Source organism: Acidovorax soli, from assembly GCF_900107605.1.
Taxonomy (GTDB): domain Bacteria; phylum Pseudomonadota; class Gammaproteobacteria; order Burkholderiales; family Burkholderiaceae_C; genus Acidovorax; species Acidovorax soli.
The window spans coordinates 1-19179 of sequence record NZ_FNQJ01000047.1 but is presented as its reverse complement, the minus strand read 5'-3'; the positions used below and the strand labels follow the sequence as shown (position 1 = coordinate 19179).

Annotated in this window: 13 protein-coding genes; 8 read left to right on the top strand and 5 right to left on the bottom strand. The window is 62.8% G+C overall.

Going from position 1 to position 19179, the window contains the following annotated elements:
- A partial coding sequence (locus tag BLW02_RS18210) for a transposase (protein ID WP_139285397.1) occupies window positions 1-309 on the top strand: 309 nt, incomplete at its 5' end.
- 124 nt (window positions 310-433) lie between these two features.
- Here BLW02_RS18210 and BLW02_RS18205 read toward each other — a convergent pair.
- Window positions 434-3124 (bottom strand): hypothetical protein, encoded by a 2691-nt coding sequence (locus tag BLW02_RS18205; RefSeq protein WP_139285411.1) that lies wholly within the window; start codon window positions 3122-3124, stop codon window positions 434-436.
- Window positions 3125-3339: 215 nt separating this feature from the next.
- On the opposite strand from BLW02_RS18205, the gene BLW02_RS20060 reads away from it, so the two are divergent.
- From BLW02_RS20060 to BLW02_RS18190, 3 genes are all read left to right on the top strand, one after another.
- Window positions 3340-3504, top strand: a complete 165-nt coding sequence (locus BLW02_RS20060; protein ID WP_167544083.1) for a hypothetical protein — start codon at window positions 3340-3342, stop codon at window positions 3502-3504.
- Window positions 3505-3580: 76 nt separating this feature from the next.
- Window positions 3581-3856 carry a WG repeat-containing protein gene (locus tag BLW02_RS18200; protein ID WP_092701296.1) on the top strand — a complete coding sequence of 92 codons (276 nt, stop codon included), beginning with the start codon at window positions 3581-3583 and terminating at the stop codon, window positions 3854-3856.
- A gap of 229 nt (window positions 3857-4085) precedes the next feature.
- Window positions 4086-4385, top strand: coding sequence for a hypothetical protein (locus BLW02_RS18190; RefSeq protein ID WP_092701290.1), 300 nt, complete (start codon window positions 4086-4088; stop codon window positions 4383-4385).
- 15 nt (window positions 4386-4400) lie between these two features.
- Here the strand turns inward: BLW02_RS18190 and uvrA are convergent, their stop codons facing one another.
- Window positions 4401-10271 (bottom strand): excinuclease ABC subunit UvrA, encoded by a 5871-nt coding sequence (uvrA, locus tag BLW02_RS18185; RefSeq protein WP_092701287.1) that lies wholly within the window; start codon window positions 10269-10271, stop codon window positions 4401-4403.
- 242 nt (window positions 10272-10513) lie between these two features.
- Between uvrA and BLW02_RS18180 the strand changes: the two genes are divergently transcribed.
- Entirely contained in the window at window positions 10514-11599 is a 1086-nt protein-coding gene (locus BLW02_RS18180) for an ABC transporter substrate-binding protein (RefSeq protein ID WP_092701284.1), read from the top strand.
- A 147-nt stretch (window positions 11600-11746) separates the two neighbouring features.
- Complete coding sequence (locus BLW02_RS18175; RefSeq protein ID WP_092701281.1) at window positions 11747-12862, top strand: ABC transporter substrate-binding protein; 1116 nt, start codon at window positions 11747-11749, stop codon at window positions 12860-12862.
- Window positions 12863-13297: 435 nt separating this feature from the next.
- On the opposite strand, the gene BLW02_RS18170 is transcribed toward BLW02_RS18175, so the two are convergent.
- From BLW02_RS18170 to BLW02_RS18160, 3 genes are all read right to left on the bottom strand, one after another.
- Window positions 13298-14302, bottom strand: a complete 1005-nt coding sequence (locus tag BLW02_RS18170) for a porin (RefSeq protein WP_092701278.1) — start codon at window positions 14300-14302, stop codon at window positions 13298-13300.
- A 242-nt stretch (window positions 14303-14544) separates the two neighbouring features.
- The gene (locus BLW02_RS18165) at window positions 14545-14727 is read right to left on the bottom strand and encodes a hypothetical protein (RefSeq protein ID WP_092701275.1); all 183 of its coding nucleotides are present in this window, start codon (window positions 14725-14727) and stop codon (window positions 14545-14547) included.
- A gap of 143 nt (window positions 14728-14870) precedes the next feature.
- Entirely contained in the window at window positions 14871-16544 is a 1674-nt protein-coding gene (locus BLW02_RS18160; RefSeq protein ID WP_092701272.1) for an MFS transporter, read from the bottom strand.
- A 363-nt stretch (window positions 16545-16907) separates the two neighbouring features.
- Here BLW02_RS18160 and BLW02_RS18155 point away from each other — a divergent pair, with 363 nt between their 5' ends.
- The gene (locus BLW02_RS18155; protein ID WP_026437035.1) at window positions 16908-17216 is read left to right on the top strand and encodes a DUF485 domain-containing protein; all 309 of its coding nucleotides are present in this window, start codon (window positions 16908-16910) and stop codon (window positions 17214-17216) included.
- A 32-nt stretch (window positions 17217-17248) separates the two neighbouring features.
- A complete protein-coding gene (locus BLW02_RS18150; RefSeq protein WP_244273756.1) occupies window positions 17249-18949 on the top strand; it encodes a cation acetate symporter in 1701 nt (566 codons plus the stop codon).
- Window positions 18950-19179: the final 230 nt, after the last annotated feature.

The window sequence follows — 19179 nt, the reverse complement described above, 5'->3', positions numbered from 1 at the left end:
CGTCGATCCAAACATCTGTGCGCCGATGCGGGCTATCGGGGCAAAGGCGCCATGGCCGTGATCCTTGCCCATGGCTATATCCCGCATGTGGTCAGTCGCAAGAGCGAAGCGGCGCAGAAAAAGCGAGAGCCAAAGAAGAAGGCCCGCCGCTGGGTGGTCGAGGCCTGTCATGGCTGGTTCAACCGATTCAGGAAACTATTGGTGCGCTACGAAAAGCTCGAACACACCTTCCTGGCGCTCAACCACCTGGCGGCAGCCATCATCGCCCTGCGCAAGATCGAGCTGCCAGTCAACATTATTTACGGATAAATTCTAAGCAGGCGTTTCACAGGTCCTCCATCAATTAGCCACTACCGTTGAGGACTCACCGACAGCAGACCGACGCAGGGATTGCGGATAAAGGCAATTGCGCAATGAACCATGGAAAGAGGTCTCAAAAATTCTCATCTGTAGATGCACGCATGAGCTCCAACAAACCCTTGGCAATAATCCCGCTGCTTGGCAATCTGCTCCTAGCCCATTCAAGACGCTCATTGGCCTCGATCATTTCCGGAAATTTACGCAAGACATCCAAAGCCAGCGACAGGGATTCAGTTGGACAGTTATCAAACAATATCCGCCAAGCACTGGCCTCCAACCGATCCGGCTGCTTCAACAACTCGCGGGCCTTGGCCCCATTCCACGCCCAGATCAAACTTCCGGCGGCCCAAGCCAACGTACTCTCACTCTCGATGACCTCCGCCAACTCACCGCCAATGGACGAGCCGTAGCGCCTCAGGAAATCCCTCGCTTTTCCGGCAGGTACGGTGGCCCATTGCTCCTTTACCGACAGCAACAGTGGCCCTCGCCATTGCGGCGGCAAGGTTTGCGGACAGGATGCGAAATAACAGCGGCCCGTTTCGTCCAACTGCTCCAGAACCCAGGCTGCTGGCAGCATCTCCAGCAGCCAGCGACGCATAGGGCGCAGATATTTAAAGCCGTACTTGTCTTGAGCCAGCCTTTCCCATTCAGCATAGGAGGGCCACACATGCTTCGCAGCATTTTCCGCAGCGGAGCGCTGAAATTTTGCTATCAGGGTTTGATCAATCCAGCGCTGGAACTCACCCGATTCGTTCGGCCACAACCCTTGCCACCAGGCGACCTCAGCAGACCATCCGCCCGCCGCAGCTTTCCCCAAATGGGCTATTTGCAGCAGGCGCGGCACATCGGGCAACGGATGGTCTAATTCCTTGATCCATTCATCGGCAACGAGGAAAAAACGCTGCCAATGCATCGGCAGCTGCTCCGCCCCCTTCTCAGGCCAGAGATCTGCCAGCCACCAAGGAACCTGAATATCCGCGACGCTTCCCCAGCCAGGGAAAAGCCAGTTCGCTTCGGCCAGGATCTGGGGCGCTGGCATCAGGCTCCAGGCCCAACACACGCTGATCCAGTCCAGTTGCTGATCAGGCATATCGACAGGGCGCGTCCAGGGCGCCGGCAAAGCCCAGGCCACATCCGCCATGTTCAATCGATGGATCACGCTGCATCCCAAGGGCAAGAATGCGTCAATCTCGGTGATTTCATTCCCTCGTGCAATACGGCGCCCCACCGCACAGAACAGGGCGTCCGAAGCACCGATGAACTCGGTACTCTGGTGTTCAAGTTCCATCGTGCGGCTGGTCAGTTCCTGCAAAACCGTTGCGTCCAACGCATCCAGGGCCGCATCCACTAAACCCCTGCGCTGCGCATCAAAGCAGGCCCAAGCCCAATCCTCCACAGACCCCGCATCCATGCTGCCCAGCAAGGCATCCCTGACCAGCAGCTTGACCAAAGATTGCTGCTGAAAATCGTAGCCATCGTCCACGGCTTTCAAAAGACCGTTACGAACCCACTCCAGGGGCTGCCGATGCTGCAATTCCTGTGCAGCACGTTTGCGCTCAGCAAGCGTCTTGCCTTGCACCACGGAATCCAGATCGATAGCGGCTGATGCCTGAGAATTACCCTGCATCAAGCCCGCCCAGGCCTGCATGGGTAATACGCCACTCCATGCCGTTTCTCGACAGCCCCAGCGCGCCAAACTCAGCTCCCGCAGCATGTCAGGCGACATGCGCCGCTGGCTGCGCTGCAATACCCGAAGCAACTTTTCGCCCGCCTTGGTGGCATTCGGGCTGGGCAGTTTCTTTTCATTCTCGAAGCCAAGACACACCGGCAGCAAATCGGCCACGGAGCCAAACCATTCCTCACACGGATCAAACCGCTCCAGCCAAGCGCCCATGCCTTTTGCCGAATACAGCGTGTCCTTGTCCGATTTGATGAAGTGGCTCTCCAGCCACCGCAGAAACCTCGCACGCCAATCCGCACTTCGCGCCCACACCCATCGCGTCACACCAACCTCTTGCTCCTCTTGGTTCAGACGTTCCCAACTCCAATAGCTCGGACTCTCCCCTTCCGTTGGCATAGGCAAATCGCAAGGCGCAATCACCAACAGCCCAGCACCCGACGGTCGCTTGGCCAGCGCACGCCAATCCTCGTCGCCATTGAACTGCTCTACCGCGATCACAAGCGGCTTGTACGAGGCAAGACGGCCTGCCGCCTCGTCCAGCGTGCTTACTGAAATCACTGAAAAGTGCCCAGCCGCCTCTACCGAGCGAATCAGCACCTGACGCTCCAACTCATCGGCCACGGTCAACCAATGCACTTCGTGTGGTGGTCGAAATGCATAGGGCGTTGGCCTCAGCCACTCCTCCAAAGAGGAATTTGTGTCGAATTCTGATGTGGGTGCCGTGGCCCGCTTTTCGGCACTCCAATTCCAAGGATAACCTTTGCGTAGATCCAGGGGGGGCATTCCAAAGAGTTGCGTGAACTCCATAAATCCAGGTGATGGGGAGTCTGTAATCCCCAGGTCAGACAGTTCCAACTCCAACAGATCTGCCAGGCTTTGCGCGTGTTCTGGCCGATTGCGCCACCAGACACTGTCGCCACGATCGAGCAGGCCCAACTGCATCTCCAAGGTTCTAGCGCCTTGAGGCCAATCCAGCGACTGAGAACGCTGCCGTAGCGCTGCCGAGATACCCGGCAAACCACCCAGTTCGTCAAATTTTGGACAGTCACGTAGGGGACCGCGATGAGCTGGCTGCTTGGCCATGGGGGCACTCCACAAAGAGGAAAAACAGGCTTCAGCATAGCCAAGAATTTCCCTCATTGCATCAATCAATGAATTGATGCATTAATGATGCAATTAATTTTCAAATATCAAAGAACAACCCTAGAGTTCACTTCACCGGGTACCTTTTCACCCGGTGCTGTAGGAGCACCGCTCACACCCCGCAGCCCAAACAGAGCAACACAAGGAACCTGAACATGCACTGCACTCTGGAAAACGCCCCCAGCAAAACCGGCAATCCATCCGGCGGCGGTCGCGGCAACAACCCGCCACGCAACCGCATCACCTCCTCTGCGGGCTGGCCGAGCAAGACAGGTGAGCCGTCAGGCGGTGGTCGTGACAACGGCCCGGCCCGTAAGTAAACCGCCACAGCAGCACCCCAAAGCCCACCGCTGCGGGGGCTGCCAAGTCTGTCCAATCATCAAACAACACCAATCCATGCCACACCTACTCCGCGCCACCATCGTGGTGCTCTCCGTCTCGCTGTTGGGAGCTTGCGCCTCACCCAGCCCCCAGTACCGCCAAGTCGGCAAATTCAGCGAAGGCCTGGCGCCTGTGCAGGCGGCATCAGGCCGTTGGGGGTTCATCAACCAACGCCAACAATGGGCTATACCTCCGCGCTTTGAAGATGCGCGTGAATTTCAGGATGGCCGCGCCGCCGCCAAACAGGGTGGCAAATGGGGCTTCATCAACAAACAGGGGCAGTGGCAATGAAGTATTGCCGCTCGCAAGAGATCAACACGCTGGTGAGGCAACTGGTGCGGCAAGGCTGGCATTTCAGCCGAGGCCGCAAGCACGGCAGGCTGCGCGCACCAGACGGGCGCGGTGCATTGACCGTTCCAGGAACACCCAGTGACCGCAGGGCGTGGATGAATTTCAGGCGCGATGTACGGCGCATTGCACGCCCACCTACCGACAGTGTTCGCCATCCATCGGTACAACAATGACACGCAAGATCACACCGCAAGACAACGCCGGCAATATCAGAAATCCGAACATCGGAACACCCGGAACCAATCGGCAATACGACAAGAACCAAGGCAACCGTGGCACGCAGCTCAACCCCAACCAACAGCCTCCGGGCAACGACGATTCAAGCGAGATGAACGACAGGGAAATTTTCCGCAAACTGCACGAAAAATACTTTGGCAAACCGCCAGCCCCCTCCAGCGCCACCCCCAAAGTCGAGGATGAAGACATGGATCAAGGTGATGTGTACTGGTACAGCGGATGCGGGGACTGAACGATCCCCCCCAGCTCACCGTGCCAGCACTGCCGCCAGCGCCTTGCCGGTGTGGGTGCCCGCCGCCACCACGTCTTCCGGCGTGGCAGCCGCCACGATGCGGCCACCCGCATTGCCGCCCTCGGGGCCGAGGTCCAGGATCCAGTCAGCCTCGGCGATCACATCGAGGTCATGCTCGATCACCACCACGCTGTGGCCGCCATCGACCAGGCGGTGCAGCACACGGATGAGCTTGTCCACGTCGGCCATGTGCAGGCCCACGGTGGGTTCGTCCAGCACGTACAGCGTGTGCGGCGCCTTCTGGCCCCGGCGGCCGACCTCGTCGCGCACCTTGGTGAGTTCGGTCACCAGCTTGATGCGCTGCGCCTCGCCACCGCTGAGCGTGGGCGACGGCTGGCCCAGCGTGAGGTAGCCCAGGCCCACGTCCTGCAGCAGTTGCAGCGGGTGCGCGATGCTGGGCATGCTGGCAAAGAAGCCCACGGCCTCGTCCACCTCCATCTGCAGCACATCGCCGATGCTCTTGCCGCGCCAGGTCACGGCCAGCGTCTCGGGGTTGAAGCGCGCGCCGTGGCAGGTCTCGCAGGGCACCTTCACGTCAGGCAGAAAGCTCATCTCGATGGTGCGCACGCCCGCGCCTTCGCAGCTGGGGCAGCGGCCTTCGCCGGTGTTGAAGCTGAAGCGCCCGGCCGCATAGCCGCGTGCCTTGGCCTCCAGCGTTTCGGCAAACAGCTTGCGGATGGTGTCCCAGAAACCGATATAGGTGGCTGGGCAGCTGCGCGGCGTCTTGCCGATGGGCGTCTGGTCCACTTCGAGCACGCGGTCGATGCTCTCGAAGCCCGACAGGCCCGTGCAACCGACCAGCGGCGGCGCCTTGCCCGCGTCCATGGCATCGCGTCCGGCCTTGGTACTGCGCTGCTGCACCCAGGCCTGCACGTTGGCCAACAGCACATCGCGCGCGAGGGTGGATTTGCCCGAGCCGCTCACGCCCGTCACGGCCACCAGGCGGTGCAGCGGCACGGTGGCCGTCACGTGCTGCAGGTTGTGCAGCTGCGCGCCATGCACGGTGAGCCAGCGCATGGCGGCGCGTTCCTTGGCCTCGGTGAGTGCGTCGGCCGCCAGCGCAGCGGCCTGGGCGGCGCGCTTCTTGACGGCGGCGCTTTGGCGGCCCTTGGGGGCTGCCGCCTCGGCCTGCGCGAAGGCGGCCGTGGCCTCGGCGCTGACCTCGCTGGCCACCATGCTGCGGCGCAGTTGCAGCGGGTGCTTCATCGCGTGGAGCAGGTAGCGGCCGGTTTGCGAATCGGCCGCACCCGTGATGTCGGCCACGCTGCCCTGCGCCACCAGGCGCCCACCGCGTTTGCCGGCGCTGGGGCCGATATCGATGATGTGGTCGGCGCGACGGATGGTGTCCTCGTCGTGCTCCACCACCACCAGCGTGTTGCCCTTGTCGCCCAGCTTGTGCAGGGCGTTGAGCAGGATCTGGTTGTCGCGCGCATGCAGGCCGATGGTGGGCTCGTCGAGCACGTAGCACACGCCCTGCAGGTTGCTGCCCAGTTGCGCGGCCAGGCGAATGCGCTGCGCCTCGCCACCGCTGAGCGTGGGCGCGCCCCGGTCCAGCGTGAGGTAGCCCAGGCCCACTTCTTCCAGAAACTCCAGGCGGCTCTGGATCTCGGGCACCAGGTCGCGCGCAATGTCGGCCTCGCGGGCCGTCATGCCACCTTCGGTGCGCAGGGTCTCGACCCAGCGGCGCACGTCCGTCACCGACAACGCGGCGATGTCGGTGATGCCCACGCCCGCAAACCGCACGGCGCGGGCCGTGGCATTGAGCCGAGTGCCACTGCAGCTCGGGCACGCGGTATCGGCCAGATCTTCCACCTCGGGCTCGGCAAAGGTCTGCTCGCGGCCTTTTTCCTTGTCGTCCTGCACCGAGTCGTCAAACACCTTGCGCTGGTCCTTGGTGAGCTTGACGCCCGTGCCCACGCAGTCGGGGCACCAGCCGTGCTTGCTGTTGTAGCTGAACAGGCGCGGGTCCAGCTCGGCATAACTCGTGGCGCACACGGGGCAGGCACGTTTGGTGGAAAACGCCTGCAAGTGGCCGATGCCCGCGGTGGGCGCGCCGCTCTCCATGGCGGCGGCCAGCATCCCGATGCTGCTCAGCACATGCACCACGCCCTTACCGTGCGTGAGCGCGTCGGCCAGCGCCGTGCGCAGCTGGGCTTCGTTCTCGGGCAACACATCGAGGCTGGCCACGGGCAGCTCGATGGTGTGCTCCTTGAAGCGGTCGATGCGCGGAAAATTGGTGGTCGGCAAAAAGTTGCCGTCCACGCGCAGGTGCGTGTAGCCGCGCGGACGGGCCCAATCGGCCAGCTCGGTGTAGACACCCTTGCGGTTCATCACCAGCGGGGCGAGCAGCCCGATGTGCTGGCCACGGAACTGCGTGAGCAATTGCGCCGCGATGCTCTCGGGCGTCTGCGGCTGCACGGCGGCACCGTCCTTGACGCAATGCTGCGTGCCGAGCTTGACGTACAAGAGGCGCAGAAAGTGCCACACCTCGGTCGTGGTGCCCACGGTGGACTTGCGCCCGCCGCGCGACAGACGCTGCTCGATGGCCACGGTGGGCGGAATGCCGTACACCGCATCCACCTCGGGGCGCCCTGCGGGTTGCACGATGGAACGCGCATAAGCGTTGAGCGATTCCAAGTAGCGCCGCTGGCCTTCGTTGAACAAAATGTCGAATGCGAGCGTGGACTTGCCCGAGCCGCTCACGCCCGTCACCACGTTGAATTGGCCGCGCGGAATGTCCACGCTCAGGTTCTGGAGGTTGTGTTCCTTGGCGTTGACAATTTCAATGGCATTTTTGGCCGCAGGCGCTTGATTCATGTGCACAAGCCGCTCCGATTTGCGCAGTACAGCGGCTTTTTCGTGCACCGAGTGGCCGCCCACGCCCAGCGCCAGTTCGTAGTCGCGCAGTGCCTGGCCGGTGTGCGAGGTGGCGTGGGCCCGCACGTCCTCGGGCGTGCCCTCAGCCACGATGAGGCCGCCTGCATCACCGCCTTCCGGCCCCAGGTCGATGAGCCAGTCGCTCGCGCGGATCACGTCCAGGTTGTGCTCGATGACGATGAGCGAGTGCCCTGCGTCGATGAGCTTGCGCAGCGCGCGCATGAGCTTGGCGATGTCGTCAAAGTGCAGGCCGGTGGTGGGCTCGTCGAACAAAAACAGCGTGCCCTTGCGCGCCACGGCCTGGCGCGACTTGCTCTGGACGCGAGCCGCTTCCGCAAGGAAGCCTGCCAATTTCAAGCGCTGCGCTTCGCCGCCCGACAAGGTGGGCACGGGCTGGCCCAGCGCCACGTATTCGAGCCCCACGTCCACAATGGGCTGCAGCGCGCGGATCACGTCGCGGTCGTTCGCAAACACGGCAGCCGCCTCGGCCACGGTGAGCGCCAGCACGTCGGCCACGTTCAGCGCCTTGCCACCGCGCTCGATGGTGATCTCCAGGATCTCGGGCCGGTAGCGCTTGCCGTCGCAATCGGGGCAGCGCAGGTACACGTCGCTCAGGAACTGCATCTCCACATGCTCGAAGCCCGAGCCGCCGCAGGTGGGGCAGCGCCCGTCGCCGCTGTTGAAGCTGAACTTGGCGGCGGTGTAGCTGCGCTGTTTGGACAGCGGCGCCACGGCGAAGAGTTCGCGAATGCTGTCCCAAGCGCCCACATAGCTCACGGGGTTGGAACGGGCCGTCTTGCCGATGGGCGACTGGTCCACGAACACCACATCCGACAGGTGGTCGGCGCCCAGCATGCGGTCGTGCGCGCCAGGGCTGTCGGTGGCCTTGCCGAAGTGGCGCAGCAGCGCGGGTGCCAGCACGTCCTGGATCAGGCTGGATTTTCCCGAGCCGCTCACGCCCGTCACGGTGACCAGGCGCTGCAGCGGGAACTCAACCGTCACATCGCGCAGGTTGTGCTCGCGCGCGCCTTCGAGGATGAGGCGCGGCGTGGCGTCGGTCACCATGCGCTTGAAGCCAAAGCCCACATGCTTGCGCCCGCCCAGGTAGGCGCCCGTCAGGGTGTCGGCCTGGCGCAAATCCGCCGTGGTGCCGTCGAACACGATCTGCCCACCCAGGCGACCCGGGCCGGGGCCCATGTCGATCATGCGGTCGGCAGCGAGCATCACGGCCGGGTCGTGCTCTACCACCACCAGCGTGTTGCCCGCATCGCGCAGGCGCAGCATGGCCTCGGTAATGCGGTGCATGTCGCGCGGGTGCAGGCCGATGCTGGGCTCGTCCAGCACGAACAGCGTGTTGACCAGGCTGGTGCCCAGCGCCGTGGTCAGGTTGATGCGCTGCACCTCGCCGCCACTCAGCGTGCGGCTTTGCCGGTCGAGCGTGAGGTAGCCAATGCCCACGTCGCACAGGTACTTGAGGCGCGTGGTGATTTCCTCGTGCAGCAGTTTCAGCGCCTGGGCGTCGCCGCCCTTGGCATCGTCGCCCACCGGCAACTGCATGCGCGCAAAGAACTGACGCAGGCGGGCTATGGGCAGCAGCATCAGGTCGTGCAGGCACAGGCCGGGCAGCGCCTCGAGCTGCTCGCGCGACCATTGCACGCCCTCGGGCATGAAACGTTTGCCGGGCTCCAGCACCGCGTCGGCATCTTCCTTGCGGCCGATGCGCCAGAGCAGGCTCTCGGTCTTGAGGCGCGCACCCGCGCAGGTGGGGCATGGCGTGTAGCTGCGGTACTTGGACAAGAGCACGCGGATGTGCATCTTGTAGGCCTTGCTTTCCAGGTATTCGAAAAAACGCTTGATGCCGTACCACTGCTGGTTCCACTTGCCGTTCCAGTGCGGCGATCCGTGGATGACCCATTTCTTCTGGTCCTCGGTGAGCTTGTACCAAGGCGTGTCGCGCGGGATACCGGCCGTCTCGGCATGGCGCATGAGGTCGTCCTGGGCCTCTTTCCATGCGGGGGTCTGGATGGTCTTGATGGCACCGGCCCGCAGCGTGAGCTTGTCGTTGGGGATGACCAGGCCATAGTCCACCCCGATCACCCGACCGAAGCCCCGGCAGCTCTCGCAGGCACCCACGGCAGAGTTGAACGAGAAGGCCGACGGAAGTGGGTCGCTGTAGCGCAGGTCACTGTCGGGGCAGTGCAGGCCGGTGGAAAAGCGCCAGAGTTCAGGCTCGCCCTCATCCACCAGCCGGTACACGTTGAGCCGCCCGGTACCGCGCTTGAGCGCGACCTCAATGGCCTCGATCACCCGCGCCTTCTCGGCATTGCCCAGGCGGAAGCGGTCCGCCACCACATCCAGCACTTTGCGCGGGCCCGTGGGCGTGGCCACTTCGCGCTCGGCCTGCACCTTGGTAAAGCCGCTGGCGGACAACCATTGCTCCACCTGTTCGGCCGAGGTGTTGGCGGGGAGCTCGACCGGGAAGGTCAACACGATGCGTGGATCACTGGCAGCGGCGCAACGCGTGGCCAGCTCGGCGTAGATGGTCTCGGGCGAGTCGTGCCTTACGGGCTGGGCGGTCTGCTTGTCGAACAGCTGCCCCGCACGGGCGAACAGCAGCTTCAGGTGGTCGTTCAGCTCCGTCATCGTGCCCACGGTGGAGCGGCTGGAGCGCACCGGGTTGGTCTGGTCGATGGCAATGGCCGGCGGCACGCCCTCGACCTTGTCCACGGCGGGCTTGTCCATGCGGTCCAGGAACTGCCGCGCATAGGCGCTGAAGGTTTCCACATACCGGCGCTGGCCCTCGGCATACAGCGTGTCGAATACCAGGCTCGACTTGCCTGAACCGCTGGGGCCCGTGACCACCGTCAGTTCACCCGTGCGGATGTCCAGATCCAGGTTCTTGAGGTTGTGCTGGCGTGCGCCGCGGATACGGATCAGTCCCTGGGTCATGGAGGCGGTCTTTCTGGGGTGAGGCGGGACATTCTAGGGACGCACTCGGTGTTTTCGCCTGCATGCGCCGATTACCCCCGAGGCGCGCTGCGGTGCTTTTGACCGTGGACAAACCAGGGGCCATGGAGCCGTTGCTGGTGGACAGCAGGTATTCCGGCCCGACACATCGGTTTAGACTGCGGCCTCCCATACAACAAGAGGAGACCGTTATGACAAAACAATGGCAACTGCGAGCGGCTGGCATGGTCCTCGCGCTGGCGGCCAGTGCGGCCAGCCATGCACAGATCCTGATCGGCCAGACGGCCGGCTTCACCGGCCAGGTGGCCGCCGGCGTGAAGGAGACCACCGACGGTGCACTGCTGTACGTGGACGCCGTCAATGCCAAGGGCGGCGTCAATGGACAGAAGATCGAACTGATCTCCCTGGATGACAAGTTCGACCCCAAGCTGGCGGCAGAAAACGCCCGCACGCTGATCGAAGACAAGAACGTCTCGGCCCTGTTCCTCAACCGGGGCACACCCCACACCGAGGCCATCCTGCCGCTGCTGGACAAGCATGGCGTGGCGCTGGTGGCGCCTTCCACCGGCGCCATGGTGCTGCACCAGCCGGTACGCAAATACATCTTCAATGTGCGCGCCACCTACCAGCGCGAGGCTGAAAAGGCGATCACCCACCTGGCCTCCATGGGCATCAGCCGCGTGGCCCTGGTGTATGCGGACGACAGCTTTGGCGCCGACGGCGTCCAGGGTGCGCAGAAGGGCCTGGCGGCCGCCAAGCTGACGGCCGTGGTGTCCGAAAAGTACGACCGCGCCAAGCCCGACTTCACGCCCATCGCCACCAAGGTGGCCAAGGCCGACACGCAGGCGGTGCTGATGGTGGCCTCGGGATCGGCGGTGGTGGATGCCGCCAATGCGCTGCGCACGGCGGGTTCGGCCGCGCAGATCGTGACGCTGTCCAACAACGCGTCCAGCGGCTTCATCAAGAGCCTGGGGGCCAATGCGCGGGGCGTGATCGTGACCCAGGTGTTCCCCAATGAGCGGGCCATGACCTACGCCATGGTGAAGGAAGCCCAGGATCTGGCCAAAGCCAAGGGCCTCGGGGATATCAGCCCGGCCATGCTGGAAGGCTTCGCCGCCGCCAAAGTGCTGGTGGAAGGCCTCAAGCGCGCAGGCCCCAAGCCCACCCGCGAAAAAATCCAGACCGCACTGGAGAGCCTGCGCAAGTTCGATCTGGGCGGCCTTGAAATCAGCTACGCACCCGACGACCACACGGGCCTGGACTTTGCCGATCTCGCCATCATTGGCACGGACGGCAAGTTCCGGCGCTGAAACCCGCCCCGCTGCTCGACCCTTGCAATGAATGTTCGGGACAGGAGATGGGCCTGGGTTTCTGCGGCTGCCCAGCTGTCAGGATTTCCTCAGTGCCTGCTCCCGGCCTCCGGCCTAAACTCTTGCCGATCAGATGAAGGAAAACGCATGAAAAACTGGAAACCCCTGCTGGCGGCCTGCGCACTCGCCGCAGGATTGGCGGGCCACAGCACGGCTCAGATCGTCGTAGGACAAACGGTGGGTGTCACGGGCTCCGCCGCCATCACCGTCAAAGAGTCCATGCAGGGGGCATCGCTGTATCTGGATGCGGTCAATGCACAGGGCGGTGTGGGCGGCCAGAAAATCGAGCTGGTGGTGCTGGACGACAAGTTCGACCCCAAGCTCACGCTGGAAAATGCCCGCACCCTTATCGAGAAACATGGCGCCATTGCGCTCTTCATGACACGCGGCACCCCGCACACGCAAGGGATCGTGCCGCTGCTTGACGCAGCCGGCGTGGTACTGGTGGCCCCCTCCACCGGAGCGATGGCATTGCACAAGCCGGTCAGCCGCCACGTGTTCAATGTACGGGCACCTTACCAGCAAGAGGTGGAAAAGGCCGTCGGGCACCTGAACACACTGGGGGTTCAGCGCATCGGCGTCATCCATGTCGATGACAGCTTTGGTACCGATGCGCTGGACGGCGCACTGAACGGCTTCAAGGCCAACGGTAGCCAGGCCCTTTTCATTGAAAAGTTCGATCGCAGCAAGCCTGATTTCAGCGCCATTGCACCCCGTGCCGCCAAGCAGCTCCCACAGGCCGTGATCTTCATTGGCACAGGCGCAGCGGTGGTGGATGGCATCAAGGCCTTGCGCGCAGCCGGCATGGCCGGCCAGATCGTGACCCTGTCCAACAATGCCTCTGGCGGTTTCACCAAGGCCCTGGGCGATCAGGCACGGGGCGTTGTGGTCACCCAGGTGTTCCCATCGGAGCGATCCATCAATTACCCGCTGATCAAAGAGGCCATGGGCCTGGCCAAGGCACGTGGCGTTGATGAACTGACACCGGCCATGGTCGAGGGTTTCGTCAATGCCAAGGTGTTGGTCGAGGGTCTGCGCAGGGCAAGCCCCAAGCCGGACCGCACCCGCCTGCTGGCCGCGCTGGAAGGCATGCGCAGGTTTGACCTGGGCGGCCTGGAGTTGTCTTACAGCGCCACCGACCACAGCGGCCTGGCATTCACGGATCTGTCCATCATTGGAGCGGATGGGCGCTTCAAGCGCTGATCCACCGCCCACGCCCAAGGAGACATTGGTTCGCGATCCTCAGGGCTCACCGGGGGCGCTCGATGCCACCCTGCTGGCTGCTTCCACCCCGTGCCGGCAGGTCGCCAGCCTTGCCTTCCACCCAGGGCGCCCTCCATGAACGGCACGGGTTCAGCCAGAGCAGCTGTCCAGTCACTGGATTCCGAACAAGCCCCACCCTGACACCCCTCGCAGGCCCGGCGGCATGGCCTCCGGACCTCCTTCAGCAAGCCGCAACGGACCGCTGACCGCCCTGTTCCACAGGTATCCATTCCTGGCTCAGGCCGCAGCGCCCCATCGGTATGGATCCCCGCCGAACAGAAATTGCGTGCCCATGAAAAAGGCCTTGCATCCGAAGATGCAAGGCCTTTTTAGATTCCATTCCGTCAGCTGGCAAAGCCAACTGACCATCGGGAATTAGAAGTTGTGGCGAACGCCCACTGCAACGGAGCTGAAATCGTTGCCTGCAGCACTCACGCTGCCATAAGAAGCGTTGCTGTCGTTGTTGATACGGGTGTAGTAGCCGTACACCTTGGTGCGCTTGCTCAGGTTGTAGTTGTAGCCCACGGTGTACTGGGTCGCTGCCGAGTCGGCAATCTTGCTCCAGCTGTTGGCACGACCTACATTCAAGTGCAATTCAGATGCACCCATGGAGTACATGCCGGCCAGACGGAAGTTATTGCGGGTACCCAGCAAGACTTCGTCGTTACGCTGGTAGTAGCCACCCACGGTGAATTGTCCAAAGGTATACAGGGCACGCAGCGAGCCTTGCTTGTTGCTGTTCCACTGGCTATAGCCAGCGCCCAGGGCCAACGGGCCGACGTTGTAGTTAGCAGCCAGGTCGTAACCGGTCTTGTTGTCAGTGCCCAATACCTTCTCGTGCAGGGAAGCAGAACCCTCCACCGTGAGGCCACCCATGTTGGGGGTGCGGTAGGCAATCTTGTTGCCGGTGCCCAAACCGCCAGTGCGGTCCTGGCTGACCTTTCCTGCACCGAGCCACACGGGGTCGATATACAGGGCATCTGACGAAGGACCCGTATCATGGTTGTGCATGCTGACGTAATCGGCAGAGGCGTAGTACGACTCAGGGAAGAAGTTGCCCAGACGAACCATACCGAAGTTGCCAGACAAATTCACTTCGCTTTGACGGCCGAAGAACGTCTTAGCCGACGCACCGGTGTCCGAATTGAAGCCGCTCTCCAGTTGAAAACCAGCTTTCAGGCCACCACCCAGATCTTCCGTACCCTTGAAGCCGAAACGGGAAGAATTGTTAACCATCTTGGTGGTGGACACGTCGCCATCCTTCTGACGTTCGACGGTGGTGTTGATGCGGCCATACAGCGTGACGCTGCTTTGGGCCATTGCAGCGGTGGTGCCGGCAACAGCCAGGACAGCCAGAACAACGCGGGTCATTTTTTGCATGAATATTCCTTCGATACAGATTGCCATCAGGGGCGCACAGGCAGCTTCAGTTTTTGACTTGACCGCCGAGAATGCTTGGGGTCTCGATCTTATGGTCCGCCACGTTTTGATGCACTATTTGCTGAAACTTTGATGACACAAGTGATGTGCCGCCACAACAGTTGGTACTCCCTCGGATTGACCGCCCTCATGCGGGGCGCAATCCGCAGCCTGCGCACCAAAACATGAATGGGTGTTAACCCTTACTTCACGCTGGCCGCAGGCGCTGGCGCAGCGGGCACAGGGGCGCTGGCGGGCGTTTCCGGCGCACTCAGGGAATCGGCACCGTGTTTTTCACCGGACATGTCCACCTTGTCGCCGGCCTTCATGATGACGAACAGCGACAGCGCCGCAAAAAGCACGAAACCTACAACGATCTTCCACATGACTTCTATCTCCTGGTGATGGGGGTTGCCTGTTCAACAAAAGGGCCTCGCACACGACCATTCCGCGTTGCAAGGCCTTTTTCTGGAACACAGTGCCTGCCCCGCTGGCGAGGCAGACACTGGGTGCACTGGCGGTGCGTCCGTCAGTCGTTGGCGTAGATGTCCACGTCCTTGGTTTCACGCAGGAACAGCGTGCCGATCACCAGGGTCATGCCCGCGATGATGATGGGGTACCACAGGCCGTTGTACATGTTGCCGGTCTGCGCCACGATGGCAAACGCCGTGGTGGGCAGCAGGCCGCCGAACCAGCCGTTGCCGATGTGGTACGGCAGGCTCATCGAGGTATAGCGGATGCGGGTCGGGAACATTTCCACCAGCATGGCGGCAATCGGCCCGTACACCATGGTCACCAGCAGCACCAGCCAGAACAGCAGGGCCACCACCAGACCCTTGTTGGTTTTGGCCGGATCTGCCTTCGTGGGATAGCCGGCGAGCTTGAGGTCGTCGGCCACTTCCTTCTTGAAGGCGGCGATGGCCTTGGCGGACGCTTCGTCGAACTTGAGGTTCACCACGTTGCCGGTAGGCGCCTCGACCGTCTTGTCGCCAATCTTGACCACGGCCGCAGAGCCTGCGGGGCCTGCCACGTTGTCATAGCTCACCGAGTTCTGCACCAGGTAGCGCTTGGCGATGTCGCACGAACTGCGGAAGTCGATCTCGCGGGCCACCGGGTTGCCCTGGAACGAGCACGATGCGGGGTCGGCCGTCACCACCACGCCTGCAGAGACCTGTGCCTTGGCGAGGTCGGGGTTGGCCGCTTCGGTCAGCATCTTGAAAACCGGGAAATAGGTCACCACAGCCAGCAGGCAGCCCGCCATGATGATGGGCTTGCGGCCGATCTTGTCCGACAGCGAACCGAACACCACGAAGAAGGGCGTGCCCAGCAGCAAGGCGGCGGCAATCAGCAGGTTGGCGGTGGTGTTGTCCACCTTCAGTTGTTGCGTCAGGAAGAACAGCGCGTAGAACTGACCGGAGTACCAGACCACGGCCTGGCCGGCGGTCAGGCCCACCAGTGCCAGGATCACGATCTTCAGGTTCTTCCACTGGCCGAACGATTCAGACAGAGGCGCCTTGGAGGTCTTGCCCTCGGCCTTCATCTTCTGGAAAGCCGGCGACTCCGACAGCGACAGGCGGATCCACACCGAGATGCCCAGCAGCAGGATGGACACCAGGAACGGCACGCGCCAGCCCCAGTCCTGGAATACCGTTTCACCCAGGCCCAGGCGCACGCCCAGAATCACCAGCAGGCTCAGGAACAGACCCAGCGTGGCCGTGGTCTGGATCCAGGAGGTGTACGCACCGCGCTTGCCGTGCGGGGCATGCTCGGCCACATACGTGGCGGCACCGCCGTACTCACCGCCCAGTGCCAGGCCCTGCAGCATGCGCAGCGCGATCAGGATGACCGGGGCCGCGACGCCGATGGTGGCGTAGCTGGGCAGCAGGCCGACGATGAAGGTCGACAGGCCCATGATCAGGATGGTGACCAGGAAGGTGTACTTGCGGCCGATCATGTCGCCCAGGCGGCCGAACACGATGGCGCCAAAGGGCCGCACCAGGAAACCTGCCGCGAAGGCCAGCAGCGCGAAGATGAAGGCCGCGCCTGCATCCAGGCCGCTGAAGAACTGCTTGGCAATGATGGCTGCGAGCGAGCCGTAGAGATAAAAGTCGTACCACTCAAATACGGTACCGAGCGACGAAGCGAAGATGACTTTCTTCTCTTCGGCGGACATCGGCCGCGGTGCGGGATGTTGCGTTGCCATGGTTGTCTCCTTTGATTATTTGAATTTACAGGCACATACAAATTGCCTGTGGGCCCACTATCCGTGGCGCTACTGACATCGCTCTGACGCGTTCCTTACAGAACTTGACGCGAAACTTCCGCAATCCTTACAACCCGGGTAGTAACCCTCGACCGGCATTTTTCGATGCGAAAAATCGCCCGACGACCAACCAGCATTCAGGGTTTCCCCTCGGCTGGCGCACCGCGGCTTTTGTCAGCAGGAAACCGCGGCAATGCGCCGTCGCGTAAGCACTTGGTCAGTGCGCGTTTGCAGAATCCGGCCAGCTTGACGGCCTTTCGCCCCACACCGCGGCGTGCAACACAACCTTGAGGAGAGACATCCATGAGCGACCCCATGGTCCAGAAAATACAGAGCCATCCGAAGTACCGGGAGCTGCGCACCAAACGCAACCGCCTGGGCATCTTTCTGACGGCACTGATGCTGATCGTTTACTACGGCTACATCGCGCTGATTGCCTTCGACAAGAAGTTCCTGGCACAGCCCATCGGCAGCGGGGTGACCTCGCTGGGCATTCCGATCGGCATGGGCGTGATCATCTTCACCATCGTCATCACCGGCATCTACGTGCGCCGCGCCAATGGCGAGTTCGACACCCTGACCAAAGACATCCTGAAGGACGCATCGAAATGAACGCCACCAAGAAACATGCAGGCTGCGCGTTGATGCTGCTGGCCCTGCTGGCGGCGGGCAGCGCGCACGCGGCCGGCGCCGACCTGGGCCAGGCCGCCAAGCAGGCCACCAACTGGACGGCCATCACCATGTTTGGCGCCTTCGTGGCCGGCACCTTGTGGATCACCAAATGGGCGGCGGCCAAGACCAAGTCGGCCGCGGACTTCTACACCGCCGGTGGCGGCATCACCGGCTTCCAGAATGGCCTGGCGATTGCGGGTGACTACATGTCGGCCGCCTCGTTCCTGGGCATCTCGGCGGCCGTGATGGCCACCGGCTACGACGGGCTGATCTACTCCATCGGCTTCCTGGTGGGCTGGCCCATCATCACCTTCCTGATGGCCGAGCGCCTGCGCAACCTGGGCAAGTTCACCTTTGCCGACGTGGCAGGCTACCGCTTCCAGCAGGGCCCCATCCGCGCCTTTGCCGCATCGGGCACGCTGGTGGTGGTGGCGTTCTACCTGATCGCGCAGATGGTCGGTGCCGGCCAGTTGATCAAGCTGCTGTTCGGCCTGGAATACTGGATGGCCGTGGTCATCGTCGGCGCGCTGATGATGATCTACGTGCTGTTTGGTGGCATGACGGCCACCACCTGGGTGCAGATCATCAAGGCCTGCCTGCTGCTGGCGGGCGTGAGCTTCATGGCCTTCATGGTGCTGGCACAGTACGGCTTCAGCCCCGAGGCGCTGTTCGCCAAGGGCGTGGAAGTGCGTGCCGCCATTGCCGCCAACACGGGCAAGACGCCCGAGGAAGCCGCCAAGGCGGGCCTGTCCATCATGGGGCCGGGCGGCTTCATCAAGGACCCCATCTCGGCCATCTCGTTCGGCATGGCGCTGATGTTCGGCACCGCCGGGCTGCCGCACATCCTGATGCGCTTCTTCACCGTGCCCGATGCCAAGGAAGCGCGCAAGTCCGTGCTGTGGGCCACGACCTGGATCGGCTACTTCTACATCCTGATCTTCATCATCGGCTTTGGCGCCATCACCCTGGTGCTGACCAACCCCGAGTTCGCGGACGTGGTCAAGGGCGTCATCCACGGCGGCGCGGGCACGGCCAACATGGCGGCCGTGCTGGTGGCCAAGTCGGTGGGCGGCAACATCTTCTACGGCTTCATCTCGGCCGTGGCGTTCGCCACCATCCTGGCCGTGGTGGCCGGCCTCACGCTCTCGGGCGCCTCGGCCGTGTCGCACGACCTGTACGCCACGGTGTTCAAGAAGGGCAAGGCCGACAGCGCCTCGGAGCTGAAGGTCTCGCGCATGACCACGCTGGCCCTGGGCGTCATCGCCGTGGCGCTGGGCATTGCCTTCGAGAAGCAGAACATCGCCTTCATGGTGTCGCTGGCGTTTGCCATCGCGGCCTCGGCCAACTTCCCGGTGCTGTTCCTGTCGGTGCTGTGGAAGGACTGCACCACGCGCGGCGCGGTGATCGGCGGCTTCCTGGGCCTGATCTCCTCGGTGGGCCTGACGGTGGTTTCGCCCTCGGTGTGGGAAGCCACGCTGGGCAACCCGGCCGGTTCGGCGCTGTTCCCCTACACCTCGCCGGCGCTGTTCTCCATGACCATCGGCTTCGTGGGCATCTGGTTCTTCTCGATCACAGACAAGAGCGCCAACGCCGCGCGCGAGCGCGCCGCGTTCCCGGCGCAACAGGTGCGTTCGGAAACGGGTCTGGGCGCGGCCGGGGCTTCAGGGCACTGACTGGAAGCCACGCTGCGCAGACTGGCATGGCGGTTCGCCCGCTGTGCTGCTTCGACCGGGCCTTGTGCCCGGTTTTCCGTTTTTATGCGGTGATAGCTATTGTTTTTGTAGTTAGTGGTGTGCTTTGGTTGAGGTCGGAGGCCGGGTCTCGCCCCGGCGGGCGAGGTACTTTTCTTTGCTTCGCCAAAGAAACGTACCCAAAAGAAAGGCGACCCACAGTCTGCGACCCC